The sequence below is a fragment of the Methylorubrum rhodinum genome, from assembly GCF_014199935.1.
GTDB lineage: Bacteria > Pseudomonadota > Alphaproteobacteria > Rhizobiales > Beijerinckiaceae > Methylobacterium > Methylobacterium rhodinum.
This window is the reverse complement of sequence record NZ_JACHOP010000022.1, coordinates 74,127-95,253: the sequence shown is the minus strand read 5'-3', so window position 1 is coordinate 95,253 and position 21,127 is coordinate 74,127. Positions and strand designations below refer to the sequence as shown.

At 71.9% G+C, this 21,127-nt stretch carries 19 protein-coding genes and 2 pseudogenes; 13 read left to right on the top strand and 8 right to left on the bottom strand.

The genetic code is table 11. The annotated features are described in order from the left end of the window. Nucleotides 1-323: 323 nt before the first annotated feature. Both HNR00_RS20240 and HNR00_RS20235 read right to left on the bottom strand, forming a co-directional pair. Nucleotides 324-797 carry an SRPBCC family protein gene (locus HNR00_RS20240; RefSeq protein WP_183572388.1) on the bottom strand — a complete coding sequence of 158 codons (474 nt, stop codon included), beginning with the start codon at nucleotides 795-797 and terminating at the stop codon, nucleotides 324-326. 283 nt (nucleotides 798-1,080) lie between these two features. Next, nucleotides 1,081-1,509 carry a VOC family protein gene (locus HNR00_RS20235; protein WP_183572385.1) on the bottom strand — a complete coding sequence of 143 codons (429 nt, stop codon included), beginning with the start codon at nucleotides 1,507-1,509 and terminating at the stop codon, nucleotides 1,081-1,083. Between the two features lie 245 nt (nucleotides 1,510-1,754). On the opposite strand from HNR00_RS20235, the gene HNR00_RS20230 reads away from it, so the two are divergent. The 10 genes and pseudogenes from HNR00_RS20230 to HNR00_RS20190 all read left to right on the top strand — a co-directional run bounded on the left by HNR00_RS20230 (nucleotide 1,755) and on the right by HNR00_RS20190 (nucleotide 12,971). Continuing rightward, the gene (locus tag HNR00_RS20230; RefSeq protein ID WP_183572383.1) at nucleotides 1,755-2,561 is read left to right on the top strand and encodes an SDR family NAD(P)-dependent oxidoreductase; all 807 of its coding nucleotides are present in this window, start codon (nucleotides 1,755-1,757) and stop codon (nucleotides 2,559-2,561) included. Nucleotides 2,562-2,565: 4 nt separating this feature from the next. Further along, nucleotides 2,566-3,936: a dihydrolipoyl dehydrogenase gene (locus tag HNR00_RS20225; protein ID WP_183572381.1), complete on the top strand. Its 1,371-nt coding sequence runs from the start codon at nucleotides 2,566-2,568 to the stop codon at nucleotides 3,934-3,936. Between the two features lie 21 nt (nucleotides 3,937-3,957). After that, nucleotides 3,958-4,494 (top strand): annotated as a pseudogene (locus HNR00_RS26100) (PAS domain-containing protein); the annotation flags it as partial. Between the two features lie 204 nt (nucleotides 4,495-4,698). After that, nucleotides 4,699-6,879 carry a histidine kinase dimerization/phosphoacceptor domain -containing protein gene (locus HNR00_RS20220; RefSeq protein ID WP_376770400.1) on the top strand — a complete coding sequence of 727 codons (2,181 nt, stop codon included), beginning with the start codon at nucleotides 4,699-4,701 and terminating at the stop codon, nucleotides 6,877-6,879. A 12-nt stretch (nucleotides 6,880-6,891) separates the two neighbouring features. Next, entirely contained in the window at nucleotides 6,892-7,464 is a 573-nt protein-coding gene (locus tag HNR00_RS20215) for a biliverdin-producing heme oxygenase (protein WP_183572376.1), read from the top strand. Nucleotides 7,465-7,673: 209 nt separating this feature from the next. Continuing rightward, on the top strand, nucleotides 7,674-8,417 hold the full coding sequence (tmk, locus tag HNR00_RS20210; protein WP_183572374.1) for a dTMP kinase: 744 nt from the start codon (nucleotides 7,674-7,676) through the stop codon (nucleotides 8,415-8,417). After that, on the top strand, nucleotides 8,407-9,489 hold the full coding sequence (locus HNR00_RS20205; protein WP_183572372.1) for a DNA polymerase III subunit delta': 1,083 nt from the start codon (nucleotides 8,407-8,409) through the stop codon (nucleotides 9,487-9,489). Before tmk ends, HNR00_RS20205 begins: the two co-directional genes overlap by 11 nt. Nucleotides 9,490-9,493: 4 nt before the next feature. Continuing rightward, a complete protein-coding gene (metG, locus tag HNR00_RS20200; protein WP_210306578.1) occupies nucleotides 9,494-11,284 on the top strand; it encodes a methionine--tRNA ligase in 1,791 nt (596 codons plus the stop codon). Nucleotides 11,285-11,329: 45 nt separating this feature from the next. Further along, a complete protein-coding gene (locus tag HNR00_RS20195; RefSeq protein WP_183572368.1) occupies nucleotides 11,330-12,127 on the top strand; it encodes a TatD family hydrolase in 798 nt (265 codons plus the stop codon). Nucleotides 12,128-12,161: 34 nt separating this feature from the next. Beyond that, nucleotides 12,162-12,971 carry an MBL fold metallo-hydrolase gene (locus tag HNR00_RS20190; RefSeq protein ID WP_183572366.1) on the top strand — a complete coding sequence of 270 codons (810 nt, stop codon included), beginning with the start codon at nucleotides 12,162-12,164 and terminating at the stop codon, nucleotides 12,969-12,971. Between the two features lie 26 nt (nucleotides 12,972-12,997). Here the strand turns inward: HNR00_RS20190 and HNR00_RS20185 are convergent, their stop codons facing one another. From HNR00_RS20185 to HNR00_RS20175, 3 genes are all read right to left on the bottom strand, one after another. Next, nucleotides 12,998-14,167: a glycosyltransferase 61 family protein gene (locus HNR00_RS20185; RefSeq protein WP_183572364.1), complete on the bottom strand. Its 1,170-nt coding sequence runs from the start codon at nucleotides 14,165-14,167 to the stop codon at nucleotides 12,998-13,000. A gap of 100 nt (nucleotides 14,168-14,267) precedes the next feature. Continuing rightward, nucleotides 14,268-14,684, bottom strand: a complete 417-nt coding sequence (locus HNR00_RS20180; RefSeq protein ID WP_183572362.1) for a group III truncated hemoglobin — start codon at nucleotides 14,682-14,684, stop codon at nucleotides 14,268-14,270. A gap of 51 nt (nucleotides 14,685-14,735) precedes the next feature. Then, nucleotides 14,736-15,551 carry an SGNH/GDSL hydrolase family protein gene (locus HNR00_RS20175; RefSeq protein WP_183572398.1) on the bottom strand — a complete coding sequence of 272 codons (816 nt, stop codon included), beginning with the start codon at nucleotides 15,549-15,551 and terminating at the stop codon, nucleotides 14,736-14,738. 513 nt (nucleotides 15,552-16,064) lie between these two features. Here HNR00_RS20175 and HNR00_RS20170 point away from each other — a divergent pair. The 3 genes and pseudogenes from HNR00_RS20170 to HNR00_RS20165 all read left to right on the top strand — a co-directional run. Beyond that, nucleotides 16,065-16,802: pseudogene (locus HNR00_RS20170) on the top strand (histidine kinase); the annotation flags it as partial. 137 nt (nucleotides 16,803-16,939) lie between these two features. After that, nucleotides 16,940-17,197, top strand: a complete 258-nt coding sequence (locus HNR00_RS26095) for a sensor histidine kinase (RefSeq protein WP_376770399.1) — start codon at nucleotides 16,940-16,942, stop codon at nucleotides 17,195-17,197. After that, entirely contained in the window at nucleotides 17,194-17,886 is a 693-nt protein-coding gene (locus HNR00_RS20165) for a response regulator (protein ID WP_183572360.1), read from the top strand. Before HNR00_RS26095 ends, HNR00_RS20165 begins: the two co-directional genes overlap by 4 nt. A gap of 194 nt (nucleotides 17,887-18,080) precedes the next feature. On the opposite strand, the gene HNR00_RS20160 is transcribed toward HNR00_RS20165, so the two are convergent. The 3 genes from HNR00_RS20160 to HNR00_RS20150 all read right to left on the bottom strand — a co-directional run bounded on the left by HNR00_RS20160 (nucleotide 18,081) and on the right by HNR00_RS20150 (nucleotide 20,833). Then, entirely contained in the window at nucleotides 18,081-19,130 is a 1,050-nt protein-coding gene (locus HNR00_RS20160; protein ID WP_183572358.1) for a sensor histidine kinase, read from the bottom strand. A gap of 146 nt (nucleotides 19,131-19,276) precedes the next feature. Next, complete coding sequence (locus tag HNR00_RS20155; RefSeq protein WP_183572356.1) at nucleotides 19,277-20,215, bottom strand: DMT family transporter; 939 nt, start codon at nucleotides 20,213-20,215, stop codon at nucleotides 19,277-19,279. A 45-nt stretch (nucleotides 20,216-20,260) separates the two neighbouring features. Further along, nucleotides 20,261-20,833 (bottom strand): Uma2 family endonuclease, encoded by a 573-nt coding sequence (locus HNR00_RS20150; protein ID WP_183572355.1) that lies wholly within the window; start codon nucleotides 20,831-20,833, stop codon nucleotides 20,261-20,263. Nucleotides 20,834-21,127 lie beyond the last annotated feature (294 nt).

Genomic DNA, 21,127 nt, shown 5'->3' with positions numbered 1-21,127 from the left:
CTCACCCGACCGGCTCCGCCGGCCAAGCTACCCGTGGAGCAAAGGCCGACCCTGCACTAACTTCGAACTTGGACCACCTCGTGGGGGCAGATCAGTCGTGTCTCAGGCGGTGGCGTAGCTGAGCTGTGGTCATCGGCGTTTGCCGGGCAGGGTCGGGTTGCGACAGCCAACCCCGAACCCGAGAGCCCCCCGATGACCGATGCGACGATGAGCCTCCGGGGCTTGCCGGAGAAGAGCGCCGACGCCGATCTGCTGCGCGAGCGGATCGGCATTGCGGCCGCCCCATCGTCCTTCGAGAGCCTCAGGATGAGGGGCGAGTGGCCCTATAAGACCAGACCTTTGACCAGCGCCTCCATCTGGTCGGCGCATTGGCCCCAGCCCTGGTGGAAGCCCATCGACTCGTGGGCCGCGCGATCTTCGAGCGTCCAGTGGCGGGCTCGCGCGGTGTAGCGGGTGCCGCCGGCCTCGTCCGCGAAGGTGAGGATCACCGTCAGGAACGGCTTCTGCGAGGGCACCCAGGCGCGGGTGTAGGCGTCGGTGACGACGAGGCGCGTGTCCGGCACCACCTCCAGATAGACGCCGGGATTAGGCATGTCCTGCCCCTCGGGACTGCGCATCACGATCAGGCTCGCGCCGCCGGGGCGCACGTCGAGTTCGGCCACCGGCGTCGTGTAGGGTTTGGGCGCGAACCACTGCTTCAGCAGGTCCGGCTCGGTCCAGGCCCGCCACAGGGCGTGCCGCGGCACCGGGATCAGGCGGGTCAGGACGAGGTCGCGGGGATCGTCGGTGTCGGTCATGGGTAGGCTCCCGAGATGTGATCCCTCGCAAGAGGGATCGTGCCGTATGGCCGGGCGCGAAGAGCGCCCCGCGTAAGCGGCCTCGGCTTTGCCGAGGCGTCGAGCGAAGCGAAAGCCTGAGCCCGCGGAGGCGGGCGCCGGGGACTGATACCAGTCTGCACGGAACAGGACCGATGGTCCTGTTCCGTGCGCTCGGCGGACGCCCGCCGCCCCGCAGTCGCGGGGGCAACCGGCGATGAGTCACCATCATCGCCGGTTGGTATGAGGCCAAGAAAATGGCCGACTATGTCGGCTGCTTCGACTGGTTCATCGCCCAGATCACGCCGAACGGGTCGAGCAGTTGCCCGTAGACGTCGCCCCAGAACATCTCCTGATACGGCATCACCACCGTGGCGCCGGCCGCGACCGCCCGGTCCCACCACGCGGCGATATCGTCCACCGGCAGCATCAGGCTGAAGGATTGCGGGGGCTGGAGCGGGTGGCCGTGCTCGGGAAAGGCGTCCGAGAGCATCAGCGACGAGCCGTTGAGGTAAAGGTGGACGTGCATGGTCCGGCCCTTCTCGTCCACCGGGATCGCGGCGGCGAGTTCGGCCCCGAAAGCCTCCTGATAGAACGCGGAGGCTCGCATCGCCCCGTCGACCGTCAGGTAGGCGATCACGCCGCCCCGCGTCGGCGGCAATGCGGTGGGCTGGCTCGTCTCGGTCTCGCTCATCGTCCGGTTCTCCCTGGTCTCGCTCCGTGCCGCCCGAGGACGGGCGGGGACGCCCGCCGCCGACACCCTTCCGAAAAGTTTTTTGCCGTTCCCCGGTCCCACGATCGACCGTTCCCCGCCCTCCCGGTCCGATCGCCGCAGCCGCGGCTGCGCCCGGAACGATCGGGCATGCCTCCCGTTGGCCGGCGATCGTCATACAGCAGCACGGCCGCGTCGGCGCCCGGCGGCCGGGAAGGACAGCTCTCATGGATCTCGGTATCAGCGGCCGCGTCGCGGTGGTCACGGGCGGCGATTCCGGCATGGGCTACACCAGCGCCGAATATCTCCTGCGCGAGGGCGTCAGCATCGTTCTCTCCGACGTGAAGGAGACGGAACTGCAGGAGGCCGCGGAGCGCCTATCCGCGCTCGGCGCGGTGAAGGCCTGTCAGGCCGACCTCTCCTCCAACGAGGGCGCGCTCAAGCTGCGCGACTTCGCCGACAGGGCGTTCGAGGCCAAGCCCACCATCCTGGTCAATGCCGCGGGCGTGACGGGCGCCACCGGCGGCTTCCTCGACATCGACGACGACGGCTGGCTCTCGACCCTCCAGGCCGACCTGATGGCGGCGGTGCGGGTCGCCCGCGCCTTCATCCCCGGCATGCGCGAGGCCGGTTGGGGGCGGATCGTGTTCTTCACCTCCGAGGACGCGGTCCAGCCCTATGTCGAGGAACTGCCCTACTGCGCCGCCAAGGCCGGGCTGATGAACCTCACCAAGGGCCTGTCCAAGGCCTACGGGCCGGACGGCGTGCTGGTGAACTCGGTGGCGCCCGCCTTCGTCGCCACGCCCATGACCGACGCCATGATGGAGAAGCGGGCGGGCGAACTCGGCGTCTCGTTCGACGAGGCGGTCGAGAGCTTTCTGGAGGAGAAGCGCCCCGGGATCGTCGCCCGGCGCCGCGGACGGGTGGAGGAGGTCGCCGCGGCGGTCGCCTTCCTCTGCTCCGAGCAGGCGAGCTTCATCACCGGCGAGAACCTGCGGGTCGATGGCGGCGCCGTCCTGACCATGGCGGCCTGAACCGATGCGCGAGATCGTCTGCGACGTCGCGGTGATCGGTGCCGGCACCGCCGGGATCGGTGCCCACCGCGCCGCCCTGAAGGAGGGCGCCCGCTCGGTGCTGATCGAGCAGGGACCGGGCGGCACCACCTGCGCCCGGGTCGGCTGCATGCCCTCGAAACTCCTGATCTCCGCGGCCGAGGCGGCGCATGGGGCGCAATCGGCGGACGTGTTCGGGGTGCGCGTCGCCGACGTGCGGGTCGATGGGCCGGCCGTGCTCCGGCGGGTGCGGCGCCTGCGCGACGATTTCGTCGGATCGGTCTTCGAGGGCCTCGAAAACCTGCCCCCGGAGTCGCGCCTCACCGGCCGGGCCGTGTTCGAGGGGCCGGACACGCTACGCGTCGACGACCACACCCGCCTGCGCTTCAAGGCGGCGGTGCTCGCCACCGGATCGAGCCCGAGCGTGCCGGAGCCGCTTCGGTCTTTGAGCGATCGCGTGCTCACCACCGACACCCTGTTCGAGATCGACGATCTGCCGGACTCGCTGGCCGTCCTCGGCGCCGGCCCGGTCGGGCTCGAACTCGCGCAAGCCATGGCCCGGCTCGGCGTGCGGGTGAGCGTGTTCGATCCCGGCAATAGCCTCGGAGGCCTGCGCGATCCCGACCTGAGCCGCGCCGCCCGCGAGATTTTTTCCGCCGCCTTCGATCTCCGGCTCGGCACGGAGGTCGAGGCCGGCGAGGTGGAAGGCGAGGGCGTTCGCCTGTCGTGGAAGGGCGGCTCGGGCCGCTTCACCCGCGTCCTCTCCGCCGCGGGCCGCCCGCCGAACGTGCGCGGCATCGGCCTGGAGGAGACCGGCGCCAAACTCGACGAGCGCGGCAGCCCGGCCTTCGACCCCCGCTCCCAGCGTTGCGAGGGCACGAGCCTGTTCATCGCGGGCGACGCCAACGCCGACCGGCCGATCCTGCACGAGGCGAGCCGCCAGGGCCGGATCGCCGGGCGCAACGCCGCCCGCCTCGCTTCCGGTGGATCGGTCGAGCGGCCCGAGCGCTGGACCATGCTCGCCATGGTGTTCAGCCAGCCGCAGATCGCCGCTGTCGGCGGCGGCTTCGACGGCGAGGCCGGCCACCGCGTCGGGCGCGCGGATTTCTGCGACCAGGGCCGGGCCCGCGCCATGGACCGGGCGCAGGGCGGCCTGCGCCTCTATGCCGAACCCGATGGCCGCCTCGTCGGCGCCGAGATGATCGGCCCGGAGGTCGAGCACCTCGCCCACCTCGTCGCCCACGCGGTGCAGGACGGGCTCGACGCCAAGACGTTCCGCGACCGCCCGTTCTATCACCCGACGCTGGAGGAGGCGCTCGACACCGCGCTGGCAGGCCTGACGGAGCGGGACGGTTGACGTCACCTCCGGCCGGGGCGGATGAACGATCCGCTCGTCTCAATCGTTAAGGTTCCGACGGCCCCGTTGCCGGACCGGTTCCGGCGGGCGCCCCGCCGGTCCGGCGGCGGGCCGAGTGGGAGCCGCGGGAGGCGGGCGGGCCGGCATGCGCGCTCTGTATGGTTTCAGACAAAACTCCGAAGGCGCAATAACTTGGCCGTATGCCGAGACGATCTCGAACGGCCCCGCACGCCATTGCGCGATGTGCCTGCCGCGGGCATATCGGACCGTGTAATGGTCGAGCCGTCGCAGACACACGCCCAAGGGACGACCAGGGGGCCGGACCATGCCCCGGCCGGTCCCGCCGTCGATCTCGACGCCCTGACGGCAGCCGAGCGCGATGCGGTCGAGGCGGGGCTGCTCGCCCTCGATGCCGCCGGGACCGTGCTCCTCTGCAACCGGGCGGGGGCGGCGTTCTGCGGCTTCGCCGCCGAGGCGATGGTCGGGCGCAACTTCTTCCGCGAGCTCGTGCCGAGCACCCGCGTGCCGGGCTTCTACGGCCGCTTCCTCGCCGCCCGGCGCGGGGGCGGCGCGCAGAGCTTCGAGTTCGTGTTCGGCCGCCTGCCCGCCCCGTTGCGGGCGCGCATCGATCTCAGGCCGGGTACGGGCGGGCGCACGTGGCTCGTCCTCAGCCCCCTGGCGCAGATCGCCGCCGGCCCGTCCCGCGAGGCGGTGCTGGCCGCCATCGCCAGCCGCAGCCGGGCCGAGCCGGTCGATCCGGGCCTGTGCGAGCGCGAGCCGATCCACGTCCCCGGCTCGATCCAGCCCAACGCCGTGATGCTCGCCGCCGACGCGGGCAGCTTCGAGATCCTGGCCTACAGCGCCAACGCGGCGGACGTGCTGCCGCCTGCCTTCTTTCCGCCGACCGGGCATCGCCTGGAGGCGGTGCTGCCGGCGGGAATCGTCTCCGCGATCCGCGACGGGCTGGCCGCCCACAGCCTCACCGACGGGCGGGGCCTGCGCCGCATCATCACGCTGCCGCCCAAGGGTGCTGGTTCTCAGGGCGAAAGCTTCCACCTCGTCGCCCACGTCCATCTCGGCCGGGTCATCGTCGAGCTCGAACTCGCCCCCGAGCGGGCCGAGGATTTTTCCGCCGCGAGCCCGCTGGACACCGAGTTGGCGATGGCGCGCCTGCGCGCCGCCGAGAGCCTGACCGAGGCGGCCCAGATCGCCGCGCTCGAAATCCGCGCCGTCACCGGCTTCGAATCGGTGCTGGTCTACCGCTTCGACAGCGACTGGAACGGCGAGGCCATCGCCGAGGACATGGTGCCGGACTGGCAGCGCCCGCTGATCGGCCTGCGCTTCCCGGCCTCCGACATCCCGGCCCAGGCCCGCGCCCTCTACACCAAGGCCAAGAGCCGCTTCGTGATCGACCGCGACTGCGTGCCGGTGCCGCTGGTGGCCGACCGCAAGGCCGGCAACGCGCCGATCGACCTCACCTTCGCCCAGAACCGCACGCTCTCGCCGATCCATCTCGAATATCAGCGCAATCTCGGCGTCGACGGCTCGATGTCGGTCTCGATCATGGTCGAGAACCGGCTCTGGGGCCTGATGATCGGCCATCACCGCCGGCCGCACTACGTCGCGCCCGAGACCCGCGCGGCGGCCACCGTCCTGACCGACGCCTTCGCCATGCGGGTGCAGGAGATCGAGGGCAAGGCGCTCTGGAGCGAGCGCCAGCATCATCTCGATCTCCAAGGGCGCCTCGTGCGGCGCCTGACCCGCACCGAGGATTTCGCCCAGACCCTGATGGAGGGCAGCCCCGCCCTGCTCGACCTGTTCGGCACCAGCGGTGCGGCGATCGTCTCCGACGACGCCGTGCGGCAGGCGGGCGCGACGCCGGGCGAGGCGGCGATCGGGGCGCTCGCCGCGTGGCTGCGCACGAGCGTGCCCGCGGAGGCGCGCAGCTTCGTCACCGACACCCTGGTGCTGCACCACGCGCCCGCATCCGCCTACACCGAGACCGCGAGCGGCCTGCTCGCCGTCTTCGTCGGTTCCGAGCGGCGCCACCTGCTGCTGTGGTTCAAGCCCGAGATGCCGAGCACGGTCACCTGGGGCGGCGACCCGCGCAAACCCGTCCTGCCCGGCAGCGGGCCGGTGGCGGTGCTGCCGCGGCGCTCGTTCGAGCGCTGGGTCGAGGAGCGGCGCGGCCATTCGGCCCCGTTCGCGCCGTGGAAGGTCGATCTCGCCGAGCAGTTGGCGGAAGCCGTCGACGGCGTGGTCCTGCGCCAGCGCCGCAAGATCGCCGAGCTGACCGAACTCTTGGCCGAGAAGGAGCGCCTGCTGGAGCAGAAGGACCTGCTGACCCGCGAGATCGACCACCGGGTCAAGAACTCGCTCCAGATCGTCACCGCCTTCCTGCACATGCAGCGCCGCCAGATCGCGGATCCTGCCGCGCGGCAGGCCTTCTCCGAGACCTCGGCGCGGGTGATGAGCGTGGCCCGCGTCCACGACAGCCTGTACCAGGGCGACAGCCTGGAACAGGTCGATCTCGGCCAGACCATCCAGGCGCTCTGCGACGACCTCGCCGGCATGGCCGGGGACGAGCACAGCGTCGCGATGACCGCCGAGGCCGGCCTGATGGTGCCCTACCGCCACGCGGTGGCGCTCTCGCTCATCACCACGGAACTCGTCACCAACGCCTTCAAATATGCCGGACGACCCGAACGGGGCGCCCGCATCACCGTGACGGTGAAGGGCCGGACGGACGCGGCGGGCGGCCAGGAGGGCGCGGTGCGCCTCACCGTCTGCGACGACGGCGTCGGCATGCCGCCGGACTGGGAGAGCGGCAAGGCGCAGGGCACCGGGCTCGGGATGAAGCTGGTGCGGGCCATGCTGGAGCAGATCGGCGCCCGGCTCGAGGCCGAGAACGCGGGCGGCGCCTGCTTCACCGTCCACGCCTGAGCCGGAGTTTTTTTGACACAGCCCGAGACCCTACACACCCGCCTGCGCGCGGCGACGGCGGACGCCCATGAGGCACTGGAGCGCGACCTCGACTGGCAGGGGCGGGTGGCGACGCTGCCCGGCTACCGCGCCCTGCTGGCGCGCCTGCGCGGGTTCCACGCGGCCTACGAGCCCGCCATCGCCATGGGGCTCTCCGACGACGCCTTCCTCGCGCCGCGCCGCCGGCTCGCCGCCCTCGACGCCGACCTCGCCGCCCTCGGCCTGGATTTTCTCGCCCGCACCGCCCTGCCGGCCCCGGCGGCGCCCGCGCTTGCAGGGGAGGGTGCCGCCATGGGTGCGCTCTACGTGCTGGAGGGCTCCACGCTCGGCGGCGTGGTGATCGGCCGCCATGTCGGCGGCCTGCACGGCGAGGGGACGCCGCTGGCCTACTACGCCGGCCGCGGCCGCGAGGCCGGCCCGCTGTGGCGGACTTTTCGCGCGCGGCTGGACGGCTTGGCCGCCGGGCAGGAGGCGGCGGCCTTCGCGGCGGGCGTCGCGACCTTCCAGGCGATGCGAGGGTGGCTGACGACGGCACCTGCCGTCTGATCGAAGCGAACAGAACGGGGCACTCTCCTCCCCCTTGTGGGGAGGAGGGAGGAGGTGGGGGTGGTTCAGGATGAGGCTCGGCGATCCATCCTGAACCACCCCCACCCCGAACCCCTCCCCACAAGGGGGAGGGGACACGCGCGGCCTTCGGTATCCGCCGAACCCACCTCCGCTGTCGCGCGCGCCCACCCTGTGCTAGCCCGCTACCCATGTCGAGCGATGCGCCGCGGGGCGTCTTCATCACCTTCGAGGGCGGGGAGGGGGCGGGCAAGTCCACCCAGATCGCGCGCCTCGCCGCCACCCTGCGGGCCGGGAGCGGGCGCGAGGTCGTGACGACGCGCGAGCCCGGCGGCACGAAGCGGGCCGAAGCGTTTCGCGAGGCGCTGCTGCGGGGCGTGGCCAAACCCTACGGGCCGTTCGCCGAGGCGCTGATCTTCGCCGCCGCCCGTATCGACCACGTCGATCATTTGATCCGCCCGGCGCTGGCGCGCGGCGCCGTCGTGCTGTGCGACCGCTTCGCCGATTCCACCCGCGCCTATCAGGGCGCGGCGGGCGGACTCGATCCGGCGCTGATCGCCAGTCTGGAGCGGGTGACGCTGGAAGGACTTCGCCCCGACCTTACCCTGATCCTCGACCTGCCGGCCCAGGCCGGTCTCGCCCGCGCCCGCCGGAGAGGCGAGGGGGAGGGTCCGGACCGGTTCGAGGCGGAAGCATCGAGCTTCCACGAGCGCCTGCGGTCGGCCTTCCGCGCCATCGCCGAGGCCGAGCCGGAGCGCTGCCGGGTGATCGACGCCGAACCCGGCCCCGACGTTGTGGAGGCGGCGATCCGCGGGGCGGTCGCCGCCCATCGGCCCGACCTCTTGCCCGTCCCCTTGCCCGTCCCCTTGCCTGCCCCCTTGCCTGCCCCCTTGCCCGGCGAGACCGCCTCGGGGGACCGCGACCATGCCGCCTGAGGGAGGCCGCGCCCGCAAGGAGGCGCCCGCCGTCTCGGAGGCCGAGGCCGGCGACCTCGCCCACGTGCCGCGCCCGCGCGAACAGGCCCGCCTCGTCGGCCACGAGGCGGCGCAGGCCGCCTTCGCCGAGGCGCTGGCTGCGGGCCGCCTCCACCATGCGTGGCTGATCGGCGGCCCCGTCGGCATCGGCAAGGCGACCCTCGCCTACCGGGTCGCCCGCCGTCTGGTGGCCGATCCCCGCACGCTGCCCGATTCCAAAACCCTCGATCTGCCCGAGGGGCATCCGGCGGCCCGGCAGGTCGCGGCCCTGTCGCATCCGAACCTGATCGCGCTCCGCCGCGTCCAGGCGCCGGGCGCCAAGACCCTGCCGACCCGCATCTCGGTCGATGCCGCCCGCGAGGCGCTCGCCCTGTTCGCCACCACTGCGGGCGGGGAGGGGGGCTGGCGCGTCTGCATCGTCGACAGCGCCGAGGACCTGAACGCCAACAGCGCCAACGCGCTGCTGAAGATGATCGAGGAGCCGCCGCCGCGGGCCATCTTCCTGATCGTGTCCCACGCGCCGGGGCGGTTGCTGCCGACGATCCGTTCCCGCTGCCGGGCGCTGACGCTCCGCCCGCTGGCCGAGGCGCAGGTGCGCGCCGTCATCGAGGACTTTCCGGCGCCCTTCCCCCCGCCCGATCCGGCGGCGCTCGCCCGCGCCGCCGCGCTCTGCGAGGGCTCGGTGGCGCGGGCGGTGGCCCTGCTCGATCCCGCCACGCAAGCCATCGAGGCGGAGGTGTCGGCCCTGCTCGCCGGCCTGCCCGATCCGGACTGGCGCCGGGTGCTCAAGCTCGGCGAGAGTCTGGCCGCCCGCGACGCCGAGCCCCTGCTGACGGCCGTGCTCGACGCGATCCAGCGCCACGTCGCCGCCGAGATCGACCGCCGCCAGGGGGAAGGCCCGGCTCGGCTCCTGCCCCTGGTCGAGGCCGCCGAGCGCATCGCGGCTGCCGCCCGCGAGGCCGCGATCTACAACCTCGACCGCCGCCCGCTGGTGCTCGCCGCCTTCGAGGCCCTGGCGGCGGCAGGCCGCTGATGCGATGGCCCTGCCGCATTCCGGGCGCGAAGAGCGTCCCACGAGCCACCTGAGGCCGCGGACGCGGCCGCCGGCGCTTGAGGCGGAAACAAAAAGGCCTTCGGTTGCGCCGCGGGACGATGCGCGCCACAAGGCTTGTCGAGCCGAAACCCGTGTCGCGCGACGAGCGAAGCGGCCCGCCCGTCGGGCCGGCCCGCGCGCGCCACCTCAGACCATCCGGGACCATCGACACGTGAGCGAGACACCGGAAAAACCCTTCCTCATCACCACGGCGATCTCCTACCCCAACGGCGTGCCGCATATCGGCCACGCCTACGAGGTGATCGCCACCGACGCGATCGCGCGCTTCCAGCGCCTCGACGGGCGCGCGGTGCTGTTCTCCACCGGCACCGACGAGCACGGCCTCAAGATCCAGCAGGCGGCGGCCAAGGCCGGGACCAGCCCGCGCGCCTTCGTCGACGACATGGCCGGGCGCTTCAAGGCGATGGCCGACCGGCTCAACTGCGCCTACGACCGCTTCATCCGCACCACGGAAGCCGACCATTACGCCGCCGCCCAGGCGCTGTGGCGGCGCATGGAGGCCAACGGCGACATCTATCTGGCCAAGTATGCCGGCTGGTACTCGGTGCGCGACGAGTCCTATTACGACGAGGCCGAGACGGTGCTGGCCCCCGACGGCAGCCGCCGCTCGATCAAGACCGACACGCCCGTCGAGTGGATGGAGGAGGAGAATTTCCTCTTCCGCCTCTCGGCCTACCAGGACCGTCTGCTGAAGCTCTACGCCGAGCGGCCCGACTTCCTGAGCCCGGAGACGCGGCTCAACGAGGTCGCCAGCTTCGTGCGCTCGGGCCTCAAGGACCTCTCGATCAGCCGCACCACCTTCGACTGGGGCGTGCCGGTGCCGGACCGGCCGGGCCACGTCATGTATGTCTGGGTCGATGCCCTGACGAACTACCTCACCGTCTGCGGCTTCCCCGACGAGACCGACCCGCGCTGGCCGTTCTGGCCCGCGGACGTGCACGTGATCGGCAAGGACATCGTCCGCTTCCACGCGGTCTACTGGCCGGCCTTCCTGATGTCGGCGGGGCTCCCCGTTCCGGAACGCGTCTTCGGCCACGGCTTCCTGCTCTCCAAGGGCGAGAAGATGTCGAAGTCGCTCGGCAACGTCGTCGATCCGATGGATCTGGCCGAGACCTACGGCGTCGACGCCCTGCGCTACTTCGTGCTGCGCGAGGTGCCGTTCGGCGGCGACGGCAATTACAGCCACGAGGCGATCATCAACCGCATCAACGCGGACCTCGCCAACGATCTCGGCAACCTCGCCCAGCGTTCGCTCTCGATGATCGCCAAGAATCTCGACGGCGCCGTGCCGGAGCCCGGAGATTTCTCCGAGGCCGACACGCGGCTGCTGGCCGCCGCCGCGGCCTTGCCGGAGAAGGCGAGGGGGCTGATGAAGGACCTCGCCCTGCACTCGATCCTGTCCGAGATCTGGACCGTGGTCGCCGACGCCAACCGCTACTTCGCCTCCGAAGAGCCGTGGCGCTTACGCAAGTCCGATCCAGAGCGGATGGCGACGGTGCTCTACGTCACGGTCGAGACCCTGCGCCGGGTCGGCCTGATGGTGCAGCCCTTCGTGCCGACGGCGGGCGCGGCGCTCCTCGACCTGCTCGCCGTGCCGGCGGACGCGCGCAGCTTCGCCTTCGCCGACGAGGCCCACCGCTTGCAGCCCGGCGCGGCGCTTCCGGCACCGACCCCGATCTTCCCGCGTTTCGAGAAGCCGGAGGCCGCGGCCTGAAGGCCCGGCTCCCGCTTTTCCCGCATCTTCCTTCAAAAAGAATCCATGCTGGTCGACAGCCACTGCCATCTCGACTTCCCCGATTTCGCCGAGGACATCCCGGGCGTCGTCGCCCGCGCGGCGGCGGCGGGGGTGACGCGGCTCGTCACCATCTCGACGCGGGTCGCCAAGGCCGACACCTACCGGGCGATCAGCGAGGCGAATCCGGCCGTCTGGTACACGATCGGCACCCACCCGCACGGGGCCGCCGAGGAGCCGGACGTGGCGCCCGAGACCATCGCGGCTTTGGCCGAGGCCCCGCGCTGCGTCGGCATCGGCGAGGCCGGGCTCGACTACCATTACGAGGATGCGGCGCCCGAGGCCGTGCAGGAGCGGGTGCTGCGCGCGCATATCGAGGCCGCGCGGCTCGCCGGCCTGCCGCTGGTGATCCATTCCCGCGACGCCGACAGTCATATGGAAGCGGTGCTGACCGACGAGATGGCCCGCGCGCCGTTCCGGGCGGTGCTGCACTGCTTCTCCTCTGGCGCGCGGCTGGCGCAGGTCGGCGTGGAGCTGGGGCTGTCCGTGTCGTTCTCCGGCATCGTCACCTTCCGCCGCTCGGACGCCCTTCGGGACATCGCCCGCAGCGTCCCGCGGGACCGGATTCTCGTCGAGACCGACGCGCCGTTCCTGGCGCCGGAGCCGCATCGGGGCAGGCGCTGCGAGCCCGCCTACACCGCCGACACCGCCCGCGTGCTGGCCAAAACCCTCGACCTCCCGTTCGAGGATTTCTGCGCGCTCACCACCGCCAATTTCTACCGGCTGTTCGCGAAGGCGGCGGCCCTCGACGGGGTCGCGGCGTGAGGCCGGGCCTCGCGATGGCGGGCCAGGAGGGCGCATGGCCAGCCTGACCCTGCGCATCCTCGGCTGCGGCTCGTCGGGCGGCGTGCCGCGGGTCGGCTCCGGTTGGGGCGCCTGCGACCCGTCCGACCCCCGCAACCGCCGCCGCCGCTGCTCGCTGCTGGTGGAGCGGCGCGAGCGGGGGGAGGGGGCATCGACGACGGTGCTGATCGACACCTCGCCCGACCTGCGCGAGCAGCTCATCGACGCGGGCGTGACCCGCCTCGACGCCCTGCTCTACACCCACGCGCATGCCGACCACACCCACGGCATCGACGACGTGCGCCCCCTCGTCATCCAGATGCGCCGCCGCATCCCGGTCCACGCCGATCCCCTCACCCGCGCGCTGCTGACGGCCCGGTTCGGCTACGCCTTCGAGACGCCGCCGGGCAGCGCCTATCCGCCGATCCTCGATCTGCACGAACTGCGCGCGGGCGAGCCGGTGCGGATCGACGGCGCGGGCGGGACGATCGAGGCGCTGGCCTTCGCGATGGAGCACGGCAACGAGGCCGCCCACGGCTTCCGCTTCGGCCCCGCGGCCTACGCCCCCGACGTGAGCCTGATGCCCGAGCCCGCCAAGGCGGCGTTGCGCGGCCTCGATCTCCTCATCATCGACGCGCTGCGCGAGACCCCTCACCCGTCGCATTACTCGGTCTCGGACGCGCTGGCCCTGATCGAGGAGCTGGCGCCCAGGCGGGCGATCCTGACCAACCTCCACACCGATCTCGACTACGCCACGCTGGCGAAGAAGCTGCCGCCGGGGGTGGTGCCGGCCCATGACGGGCTGAGCGTGCAGGTGGGCTTGTAGTCTCCCGCAGCGCCCGGCTCCGGCCGTCAGGCCTGCGCGCCGGATTCGGGCCACGCGGCGGGCGGCGGCAGCGACAGCGCCCGCAGGCGCCGCTCGATCATCGCCCGCTCGCCCGGATGGGCGGCCTGCGCCATCCGATGCGCGATCCATGCCGCGATGTCGGCCTCCCGCGCCCGCAGATAGGCCGCCCGGTCCCAGGCGAGGGCGACGCCGAGACGGCCGAGGGCGTCGAGCAGCCGTCCCTCGTCGAGGATGGACAGGGCCGTGGTCCTCTGCGGACGGCCCGAGGCGCGCAGGCCGTAGACGAGGCCCTTCAGCGCCTCGACGTAGTGCAGGGCGCCGACCCGCGGCCGCAGGGAGGCGGCGGCGAGGCGACGCCAGGGCCGGCGGCACAGCACGATCATCTCGGCCTCCAGGCGGCCGAGGAGTTGGAAGGCGTGCAGGGCCGAGCCCTCGGAGACGATCAGGCGCCGCGCCCGGCGGTAGAGGGCGAGCTGCGCCTCGAGCGGAACGGTCTCGGGCCGGAACACCGTGACGCCGACGCTTCGCAGGGCCGTCTCCAGCACCGCCTCGCCCGCGAAACGCCCCTTGGGGAGGCCGGCCCGCGACACGAACAGGCAGGCGATATCGGGAGGGCCGGGGGAGGGCGCCGCGATCGCGTCGAGGAAGTCGAGATGGGCACCGTGCGGTCCGCCGCCGAAGCGGCGCTCCGCCTGGGGCAGCACGTGCAGGCGCCGCCAGAGGGTCGGCGTGCGGTTGAGGTGAATCCGCGCCCGGTCGATGCCGAGATGGTCGACGATCTGCCAGAAGAAGGGAAAGGGCTCCGCGCCGGGCAGGTCCCAGATGCTGAAGATCAGCGGCAGGTCGGGATAGGCCCGGCTCGACGCCGCCAGCCGCATGCCGAAATCGGCGACCATGTGCCCGAAATGGATGCTGATGGGCCCGCACCAGACGCCCTCCCCGGCGGCCGCGGCCGCCTCCCGGAGCGGCGGCGGCTTGGCATCGACCGGAAAGGGCACGGGGAACCAGCAGGTCCGGGCCAGGATCTGCGTCTCGAAGCGGGGCCAGGCGGGGCCGCCGCGGAACAGGGCGCCGGGGTTCCGGAGCACCTCGAGGCTCGGATGGACGAGGATGTCGTCGAAGCTCCGGGCCTTCGCCCGCAGCGACGCCGCACCGAGAAAAGACGAGTGCCCCATGCTGCGGCCGCGCCCCGCTTCGGATCGAGGCGTGACATTCCCGGCCACGAAAAGCAAACCCTTGCCGCCGCTGGGCGATCCGGGCGGAGGACCGTTCCGCTCAGGACGGATCCGGCCGGCTCGCCCGCGCCTCTGGCCGGAAGAACAATCCCGCCTTGAGGCTGTCGCCGATCCGGTGGGCCCGCCCGACGATGTCGTCCGCGAGCGGAGTCTCGAAGAATTCGGCCGCCGTCGCCGCGAACAGGCCGAGCCAGCGGGCGAAATGGTCCGGGGCGAGGTTTTGGATGCCGAGATGGCGGCCGAACGGGTTGCCCTTGTAGCGGCCGGTCCGGAGCAGCACCGAGGACCAGAAATCGGTCACCCGCGCCATGTGGTGCGGCCATTCCGCATCGGGGATGCGCGCGGAAAAAACGGGCCCGATCAGCGGATCGCGGCGGACTTTTGCGTAGAACGCGTCGAGGAAGGCCGCGAGCGCCGCCTCGGTCAGTTCGGCTTCGGTCCGTTCGGGTTGAGGCATGATGGGCGGGGAGGGGGCTTCCACCTGTCGGGAACGGCGCCCTCCTCCCGCTCAGTTCCGGGCGAGCGAGGGCTGGATCAGGCCGGCGCCGACGAGGATCTGGGCGGCGGCCGCCTTGGCGAGCTGGCGGTAGCCGGCGTCCGTCATGTGCAGCCCGTCGGGGCCGATCATCTGGGCCGGCGTCATCAGGCCGTGCGTGACCCAGGACTGCATCAGGGCGCGGCGGCGGATCACCGGGACGTTCAGCTCGGCGGCGAGCGCGTGCAGGGCCTCGCCGTAGCGCTCGGCTCCGTCGACGCCGGAGAGCTTGCGGCACCATTGCTGGTCCATCAGCACCACGTCGGCCCCGGTGGCGCGGATCGCCCGAAGCCCCTCGCGGGTCAGTTCGACGAAGCGCTCCACCGGCACGCCGCGCAGGGGATCGTTGCTGCCGGTCTGCCAGACCACGAGGTCGGGCCGCTCGGCCAGCACGTCGCGCTCCAGGCGGCTCGCCATCTCCTCGGAGGTGTCGCCGCCCTTGCCGCGGTTGATCACGGTGATGGAGCGCCGGCTCGACGCGCCGATCTGAAGCCGGTCTTCGAGGTCGCGCTCCAGCAGGGCAGGGTAGGCCATGGCCGGCGAGGACGCGCCCGCCCCTTCCGTCGAGGACGAGCCGAACGCCACGATCCGCACGTCGCCGTCATGCCCGAGCAGCGAGGCGAGCCGGGCGAGCTTGGCCGGCACCCGCTCCGCCGCGCGCTCCTGCGCGACCGCGCCGGTGACCGGCGGCGGATCGGGCTGGGCGAGCACCGGGCCGGTGAAGGCAACGGCCAGGGCGGCGGCCGACAGCAATCCGGGGAGCAGGCGGAGCGGCACGGCAAACGACATGGCGAAGCGCTTGAGCGGGTTCATCGATTCGATCGTGTTGGCGGGAAATTGTGACGATTGCGAGGGGACGCCGCCGTCCATGTCCCGAATTGAATACGTTATGCACTGTTTTGCAAGCACCTTCGGCGCCTCTGCATTTTCGTGCCGGATCGTCGTTCGATCCGCGACCGCAGCATCGCGCCGAACCGATCCGGATCCGTGGCCGCATTCGCTCAAATGCGACGCAATCATGGTTAACGGAATTAACCATGAGAGAGCCTGTAGGGCCGGAATGCGATTCGTAGTTCCATAATATATCTTATGCGAATGGTTCTGGTGCGGGCTGGGACGGGCTCACGCCGTCATTGCGAGCACGCTCGGCAACCGGCAGGCCACGGCCTTCCGGCCGGTCTCGGGCGTGTCCGAGCGCGATCTGGCGGACGCCGCGCAGCTCGCCTCCCTCGCCGACGAGACGCCGGAGGGCTGCTCCATCGTCGTGCTCGCCAAGGAAGCCTATGGGATTCGCGGGCACAACACGGCCGGGCCGAGACCGCCGCCCTGCTCGACGGCTTCGAGATCGTGCCGCGGGCCCGCGTGCCGTATCACGGCACCGTGCTGGAGGAGATGGACCTCGACGCGCTGCTGGCGCGCCGCCCGCAGCTCGCGCTGGTGGACGAACTCGCCCACTCCAACGCGCCGGGCTCGCGCCACCGCAAGCGCCATCAGGACGTGGAGGAGCTGCTCGACGCCGGCATCGACGTCCTGACCACGCTCAACATCCAGCACGTCGAGAGCCTGAACGACGTGGTGGCCGGCATCACCCGCATCCGCGTGCGCGAGACCGTGCCCGACGGCATCCTCGACCGGGCCGACGACATCGAGGTGGTCGATCTCAACCCCGACGACCTGATCCAGCGCCTCAAGGACGGCAAGGTCTACGTGCCCGAAGGGGCCGAGCGGGCGCTGCGGCACTACTTTTCCCGCGGCAACCTCACGGCTCTGCGCGAACTCGCTCTGCGCCGCACCGCCGACCGGGTCGACGACGAGCTCCTGGGCCACATGCGGGCCAACGCCATCGCCGGCCCCTGGGCCGCGGGCGAGCGGGTGCTGGTCTGCGTCAGCGACGATCCGCGCTCCGTCAGCCACGACCTGCGCACGCCGCTCGCCTCCGTCCTCGGCGCGGCGAGCACGCTGCGCGACCTCGGCCCCGCCCTCCCCCACGCGGCGCGGAGCGAACTGCTCGCCACCGTCATCGAGGAATCCGAGCGGCTCAACCGCTTCATCGCCAACCTCCTCGACATGACCCGCCTGGAGGCCGGGGCGGTCGCCCCCAACCTCTCGGATCAGGACGTGGCCTACATCGTCGACGCAGCACCGTCACGGTGCGGGCGGAGCGAAAAGCCGAGCGCGTGATCCTCGCCGTGCTCGACGAGGGCGAGGGCCTGCCGGAGGACGAGACCGAGCGGGTGCTCGACAAGTTCCACCGCCTGCGCAAGGGCGACCGGGTCCGCGCCGGCACCGGGCTGGGGCTTGCCATCGCCCGCGGCTTCGTCGAGGCCATGGGCGGCACCGTTACGGCGGGCAACCGGCGCGACCGCTCCGGCGCCGTCTTCACCGTGACCTTGCCGATCCCTTCGCCGATCCCATCCGTGGGGGACGCCGCATGAGCCCGACCGTCCTCGTGATCGACGACGAGCCGCCGATCCGCCGGCTCCTGCGGGTCGGCCTCGCGACGCAGGGCTACGCGCTCTTGGAGGCACCCGACGCCCGCACCGCGCTGGCCTTGCTCAAACGCGAGCGGGTCGATCTCGTCATCCTCGATCTCGGATTGCCGGATCGGGGCGGGCACGATCTGCTGCAGGACATCCGCGCGGATCACCCCGACCTGCCGGTGGTGGTGCTGTCGAGCCGCGGCGACGAGGCCGGCAAGGTCGAGGCGCTCGATCTCGGCGCCGACTACTACGTCACCAAACCCTTCGGCATGGGCGAGCTGCTGGCCCGCCTGCGGGCGGCTTTGCGCCACCAGCTCGCCGCCAAGGGCGAGCGTCCGGTGTTCACGGTCGAGGGCCTCAGCGTCGATCTCGTGCGGCGCATCGTGCGGGTGGACGGCGCCGAGGTGCGGCTCACCCCGCGGGAATACGATTTCCTGCGCATCCTCGTGCTGCATGCCGGCAAGGTGCTGACCCATGCCCAGCTCATGCGCGAGGTTCCGGCCTCGTCCGATCCGCAATACCTGCGCGTCTACATCCGCCAGCTCCGCCAGAAGCTGGAAGCCGATCCCGAGCGCCCGCGCCTCCTCCTCACCGAGACCGGAATCGGCTACCGCCTACGCGCGCCGGACGACGGGCTGGGGTGACGGGGCGCCCGAGACGGCGGTTCGCCGGCTCGTCCCACCTCCTGAGGTGCTGAGCGTCAGCTCAGCCTCGAAGGAGGCCTCAAGCCAGCCGCGCGATCCCTGGAGCCCTCCGTCGAGGCTCCGCCTTCGGCGGAGCACCTTGGGATGAGGGCGAGGGTCCGGTCGGCGCCTGAACGATGGGAAGCGGCAACGTCTCATGCCGCCCGCATCGTCGGGAACACGAGCCGCACCACCGTGCCGCCCTCGTTGGCGTAGGTGAGTTCCCCGCCGAGCTGGGCGGCGAGCCCCTGGACGATGCGGAAGCCGAGGCTGCGGCTCGCCGCCGGGTCGAAGCTCGCCGGGATGCCGGGACCGTCGTCGGCGATGGTGAGCGCCGCGAGGCTGCCCTCCATCGTCTCCAGGCGGATCGTGATGGTGCCGCGCTCGGAGCCCGTGAAGGCGTGCTTGAGGGCGTTGGTGACGACCTCGACCACGAGGAGCGACAGGGTCGTCAGCCGGGCGAGGTCGAGGCGCAACGGCGGCACGTCGACGAGGCAGACGATGTTGCGCGCCCCCGTGGCTTCCAGCAAGTCGGCGCAGAGCTCCTGCAGGTATTGCCCGACCGGCTGGTCGATCCGGCCCGGATCGTAGAGGCGGCGGTGGATGCGGGCGATGGTCTCCAGCCGGGCCTGGGCCTCGTCGAAGGCGGCCATGGCCGCCTTCGGGTCGTCGGCGATCTTGCGCTTCTGCAGCGACAGCAGGGCGGCCACGAACTGCATGTTGTTGGCGACCCGGTGCTGCAGCTCCTGGAACATGGTGCGCTGCTGCTCGTAGAGCCCCGCCGTCACCGCCCGCTCTGCGGCGAGCCGCGTGCCCGCGACCCGCATCAGGTGGATCAGGGCGATGTCGACGGAGACGATGAAGGTGTAGAAGGCGAGCGTCAGCCCGGTCGAGACGCTCAGCAGGAACGTGTCGACCGGGCTGATGAAGAAGTACCACGCGGCGAGCCCCGACAGCACCGCGCAGACGATGCCGGGCCGCAGGCCGAGGAAGAACGTCGTCAGGATGACGGCGGGGAAGAAGGTCAGGAACGGGAAGCCCGGCGGCAGCACCGGATCGAGCAGGTAGCGCAGTCCGCACGCGAGGCCGGCGGCGGCGGCGGCGGCGAGTTCGCCGGCCCAGGACGGCAGGGCGCGCCACGGCAGGACGCGCCGCAGGGCGACCGGCTCGCCGGCCCGCGGCGAGGGGGCGGAAGGCTGGGACATCGGCGGGCGGGCGGTCCGGCGGAATTGATTCGCTCGCCTCTTAGCGCATCGTTGGGCCCAACCTGTGGCCAGCTCACGTCACCGGGCGGTTTTCGCCGCCGAAAATGCGTCGCGAGGGTCACGATGCGTTCCCGGATCGCGGCGCCCTACCCCGTCGCGGCGTTCGCCGCAGCCCTGCGCCCGGCGGTCTCGGCGATCAGGATGCCGCCGAGCACCAGGGCGAGCGCCAGCCCGTCGAAGGCGTCGAACGGCTCGCCCGCGAGCATCACGGCGAGGCCGGCGCCGAAGACCGGCACGAGGTTGACAAACAGCCCCGCCCGGTTCGGCCCGATCAGCTCGACGCCGCGGATGTAGGAGAGCTGCGCCAGGAGCGAGGGCCCGAGCGCCACGAAGGCGACGAGCGGCCAGCCGACCGCCAGCGAGGGCCAGATCAGCCGCCCGGCCGCCCATTCGGCGGCGAGCGGCGGCAGGGAGGAGAGGAGGGCGGCGAGCGCCAACCCCGTGAAGAAGGCGAGCCCCGACACCTTCGGCCGCGACGGCAGCGCCACGGTGTAGCCGGCATAGACGAGGCAGGCGGCGAGCATCAGCCCGTCGCCGAGGTTGAAGGTGAGGCGGAGCAGCGCGCCGAGATCGCCGTGGGAGGAGGCGACCGCCACGCCCGCGAGCGTCACAGCGGCGCCCACCACCTGCCCTCCCCTCACGCCGGTGCCGCGGGCGAAAAAGTTGAGCAGCATGACGAAGATCGGCACCGCCCCCTGCAGCAGGGCGACGTTGAGCGCCGTGGTGTGGGCGCCCGCGGCGTAGAACAGGCTCGCGAACACGGTGTAGCCGCTCGCCCCCATCACGAGCACGTAGCGCCAGCGCGCCGCGAGCCGCGGCCACTCCGCCGCCACCTGCCGCCGGGCGATGACGGCGAGCAGCGCGAAGGCGAAGGCCCAGCGCAAGGTGGTGAGCGCCTGCGGCGACACCTCGCCCACCGCCCACTTGCCCGCCACCGCGTTGCCGGCCCAGAGCAGAGCGGTCAGCGTCAGGATCGCGTAGGCGGTGGCCGTGGAGCCGCGCCGCCGGCTGGAATCTGCCTGCACGATGGGGATTGTCCGGATCGTTGCGTGGGAGGATCGCCCGGCGCCCTAACCAGGGATCGGGCGATAGATGTCGGCGAGGCGCAGCCGCGCTCCGATGACCGGGAACACGATCTCGGCGGCACTCCCCTCGACCAAGGCGGGGGCGTCCGGCCGGCCGCCGTCGCCCCAGGTCCAGAGATGGGTGCGCGGACGCTTCTGGTCGAACACGGCGTAGCACCGCAGCGTGTCCCGGCGGGCGTCGCGCGCGAATTTTTGGACGTGATGGTCGTCGTCGGTGCCGGCCGACAGCACCTCGATCACGACGACCGGCGTCAGGGTCGCGCGCTCGGCGCCCGTCGGGCTCTGCGCATCGATCACCACGTCCGGATAGAGGATGCTGCCCCTGCCCTCCCCGGGCCTGATCCGCACGCCGAAATCGCCCTTGTTGACGTCGAAGCGCGCCTCGTCGACCTGCGCGTAGAGGAGCGAGAAGATGCGCTTGGCCACCCGCTCGTGATCCCGCGTCGCCCCCGCCTGCATCGTCACCCGGCCCTCGACGAGTTCGTAGCGCCCGTCGCGGCCCTCGGCCCAGGCGAGGAACTGCTCCTCCGACATCGCGCGGTCGAGTTCACGCTCCATCTCTCCGACCTCCGGCCATACATCACGTCTCAGGCGGCTCGCGGCGCAGTGCGTTCGAGAACCGCGACCACGTCGTCCCGGTCGAGGTTCTCGAACAGGACCTCGACCGGCACGCGCGTGCCCGAAACACGCGCCGCCCACCCATGATGGCGGGATCGGACGTCACGAGGTCGTCGAGGCGGAGGGCGGCGTCGCGCATCGGGCGGGCTCCGGGTCACCGGAAGAGGTAGCGGGCGCGCGATACCAAATCCAGGGAGCGTCCGAAGTGCGAGGTCATGTCTGCGGGGGCGTCCT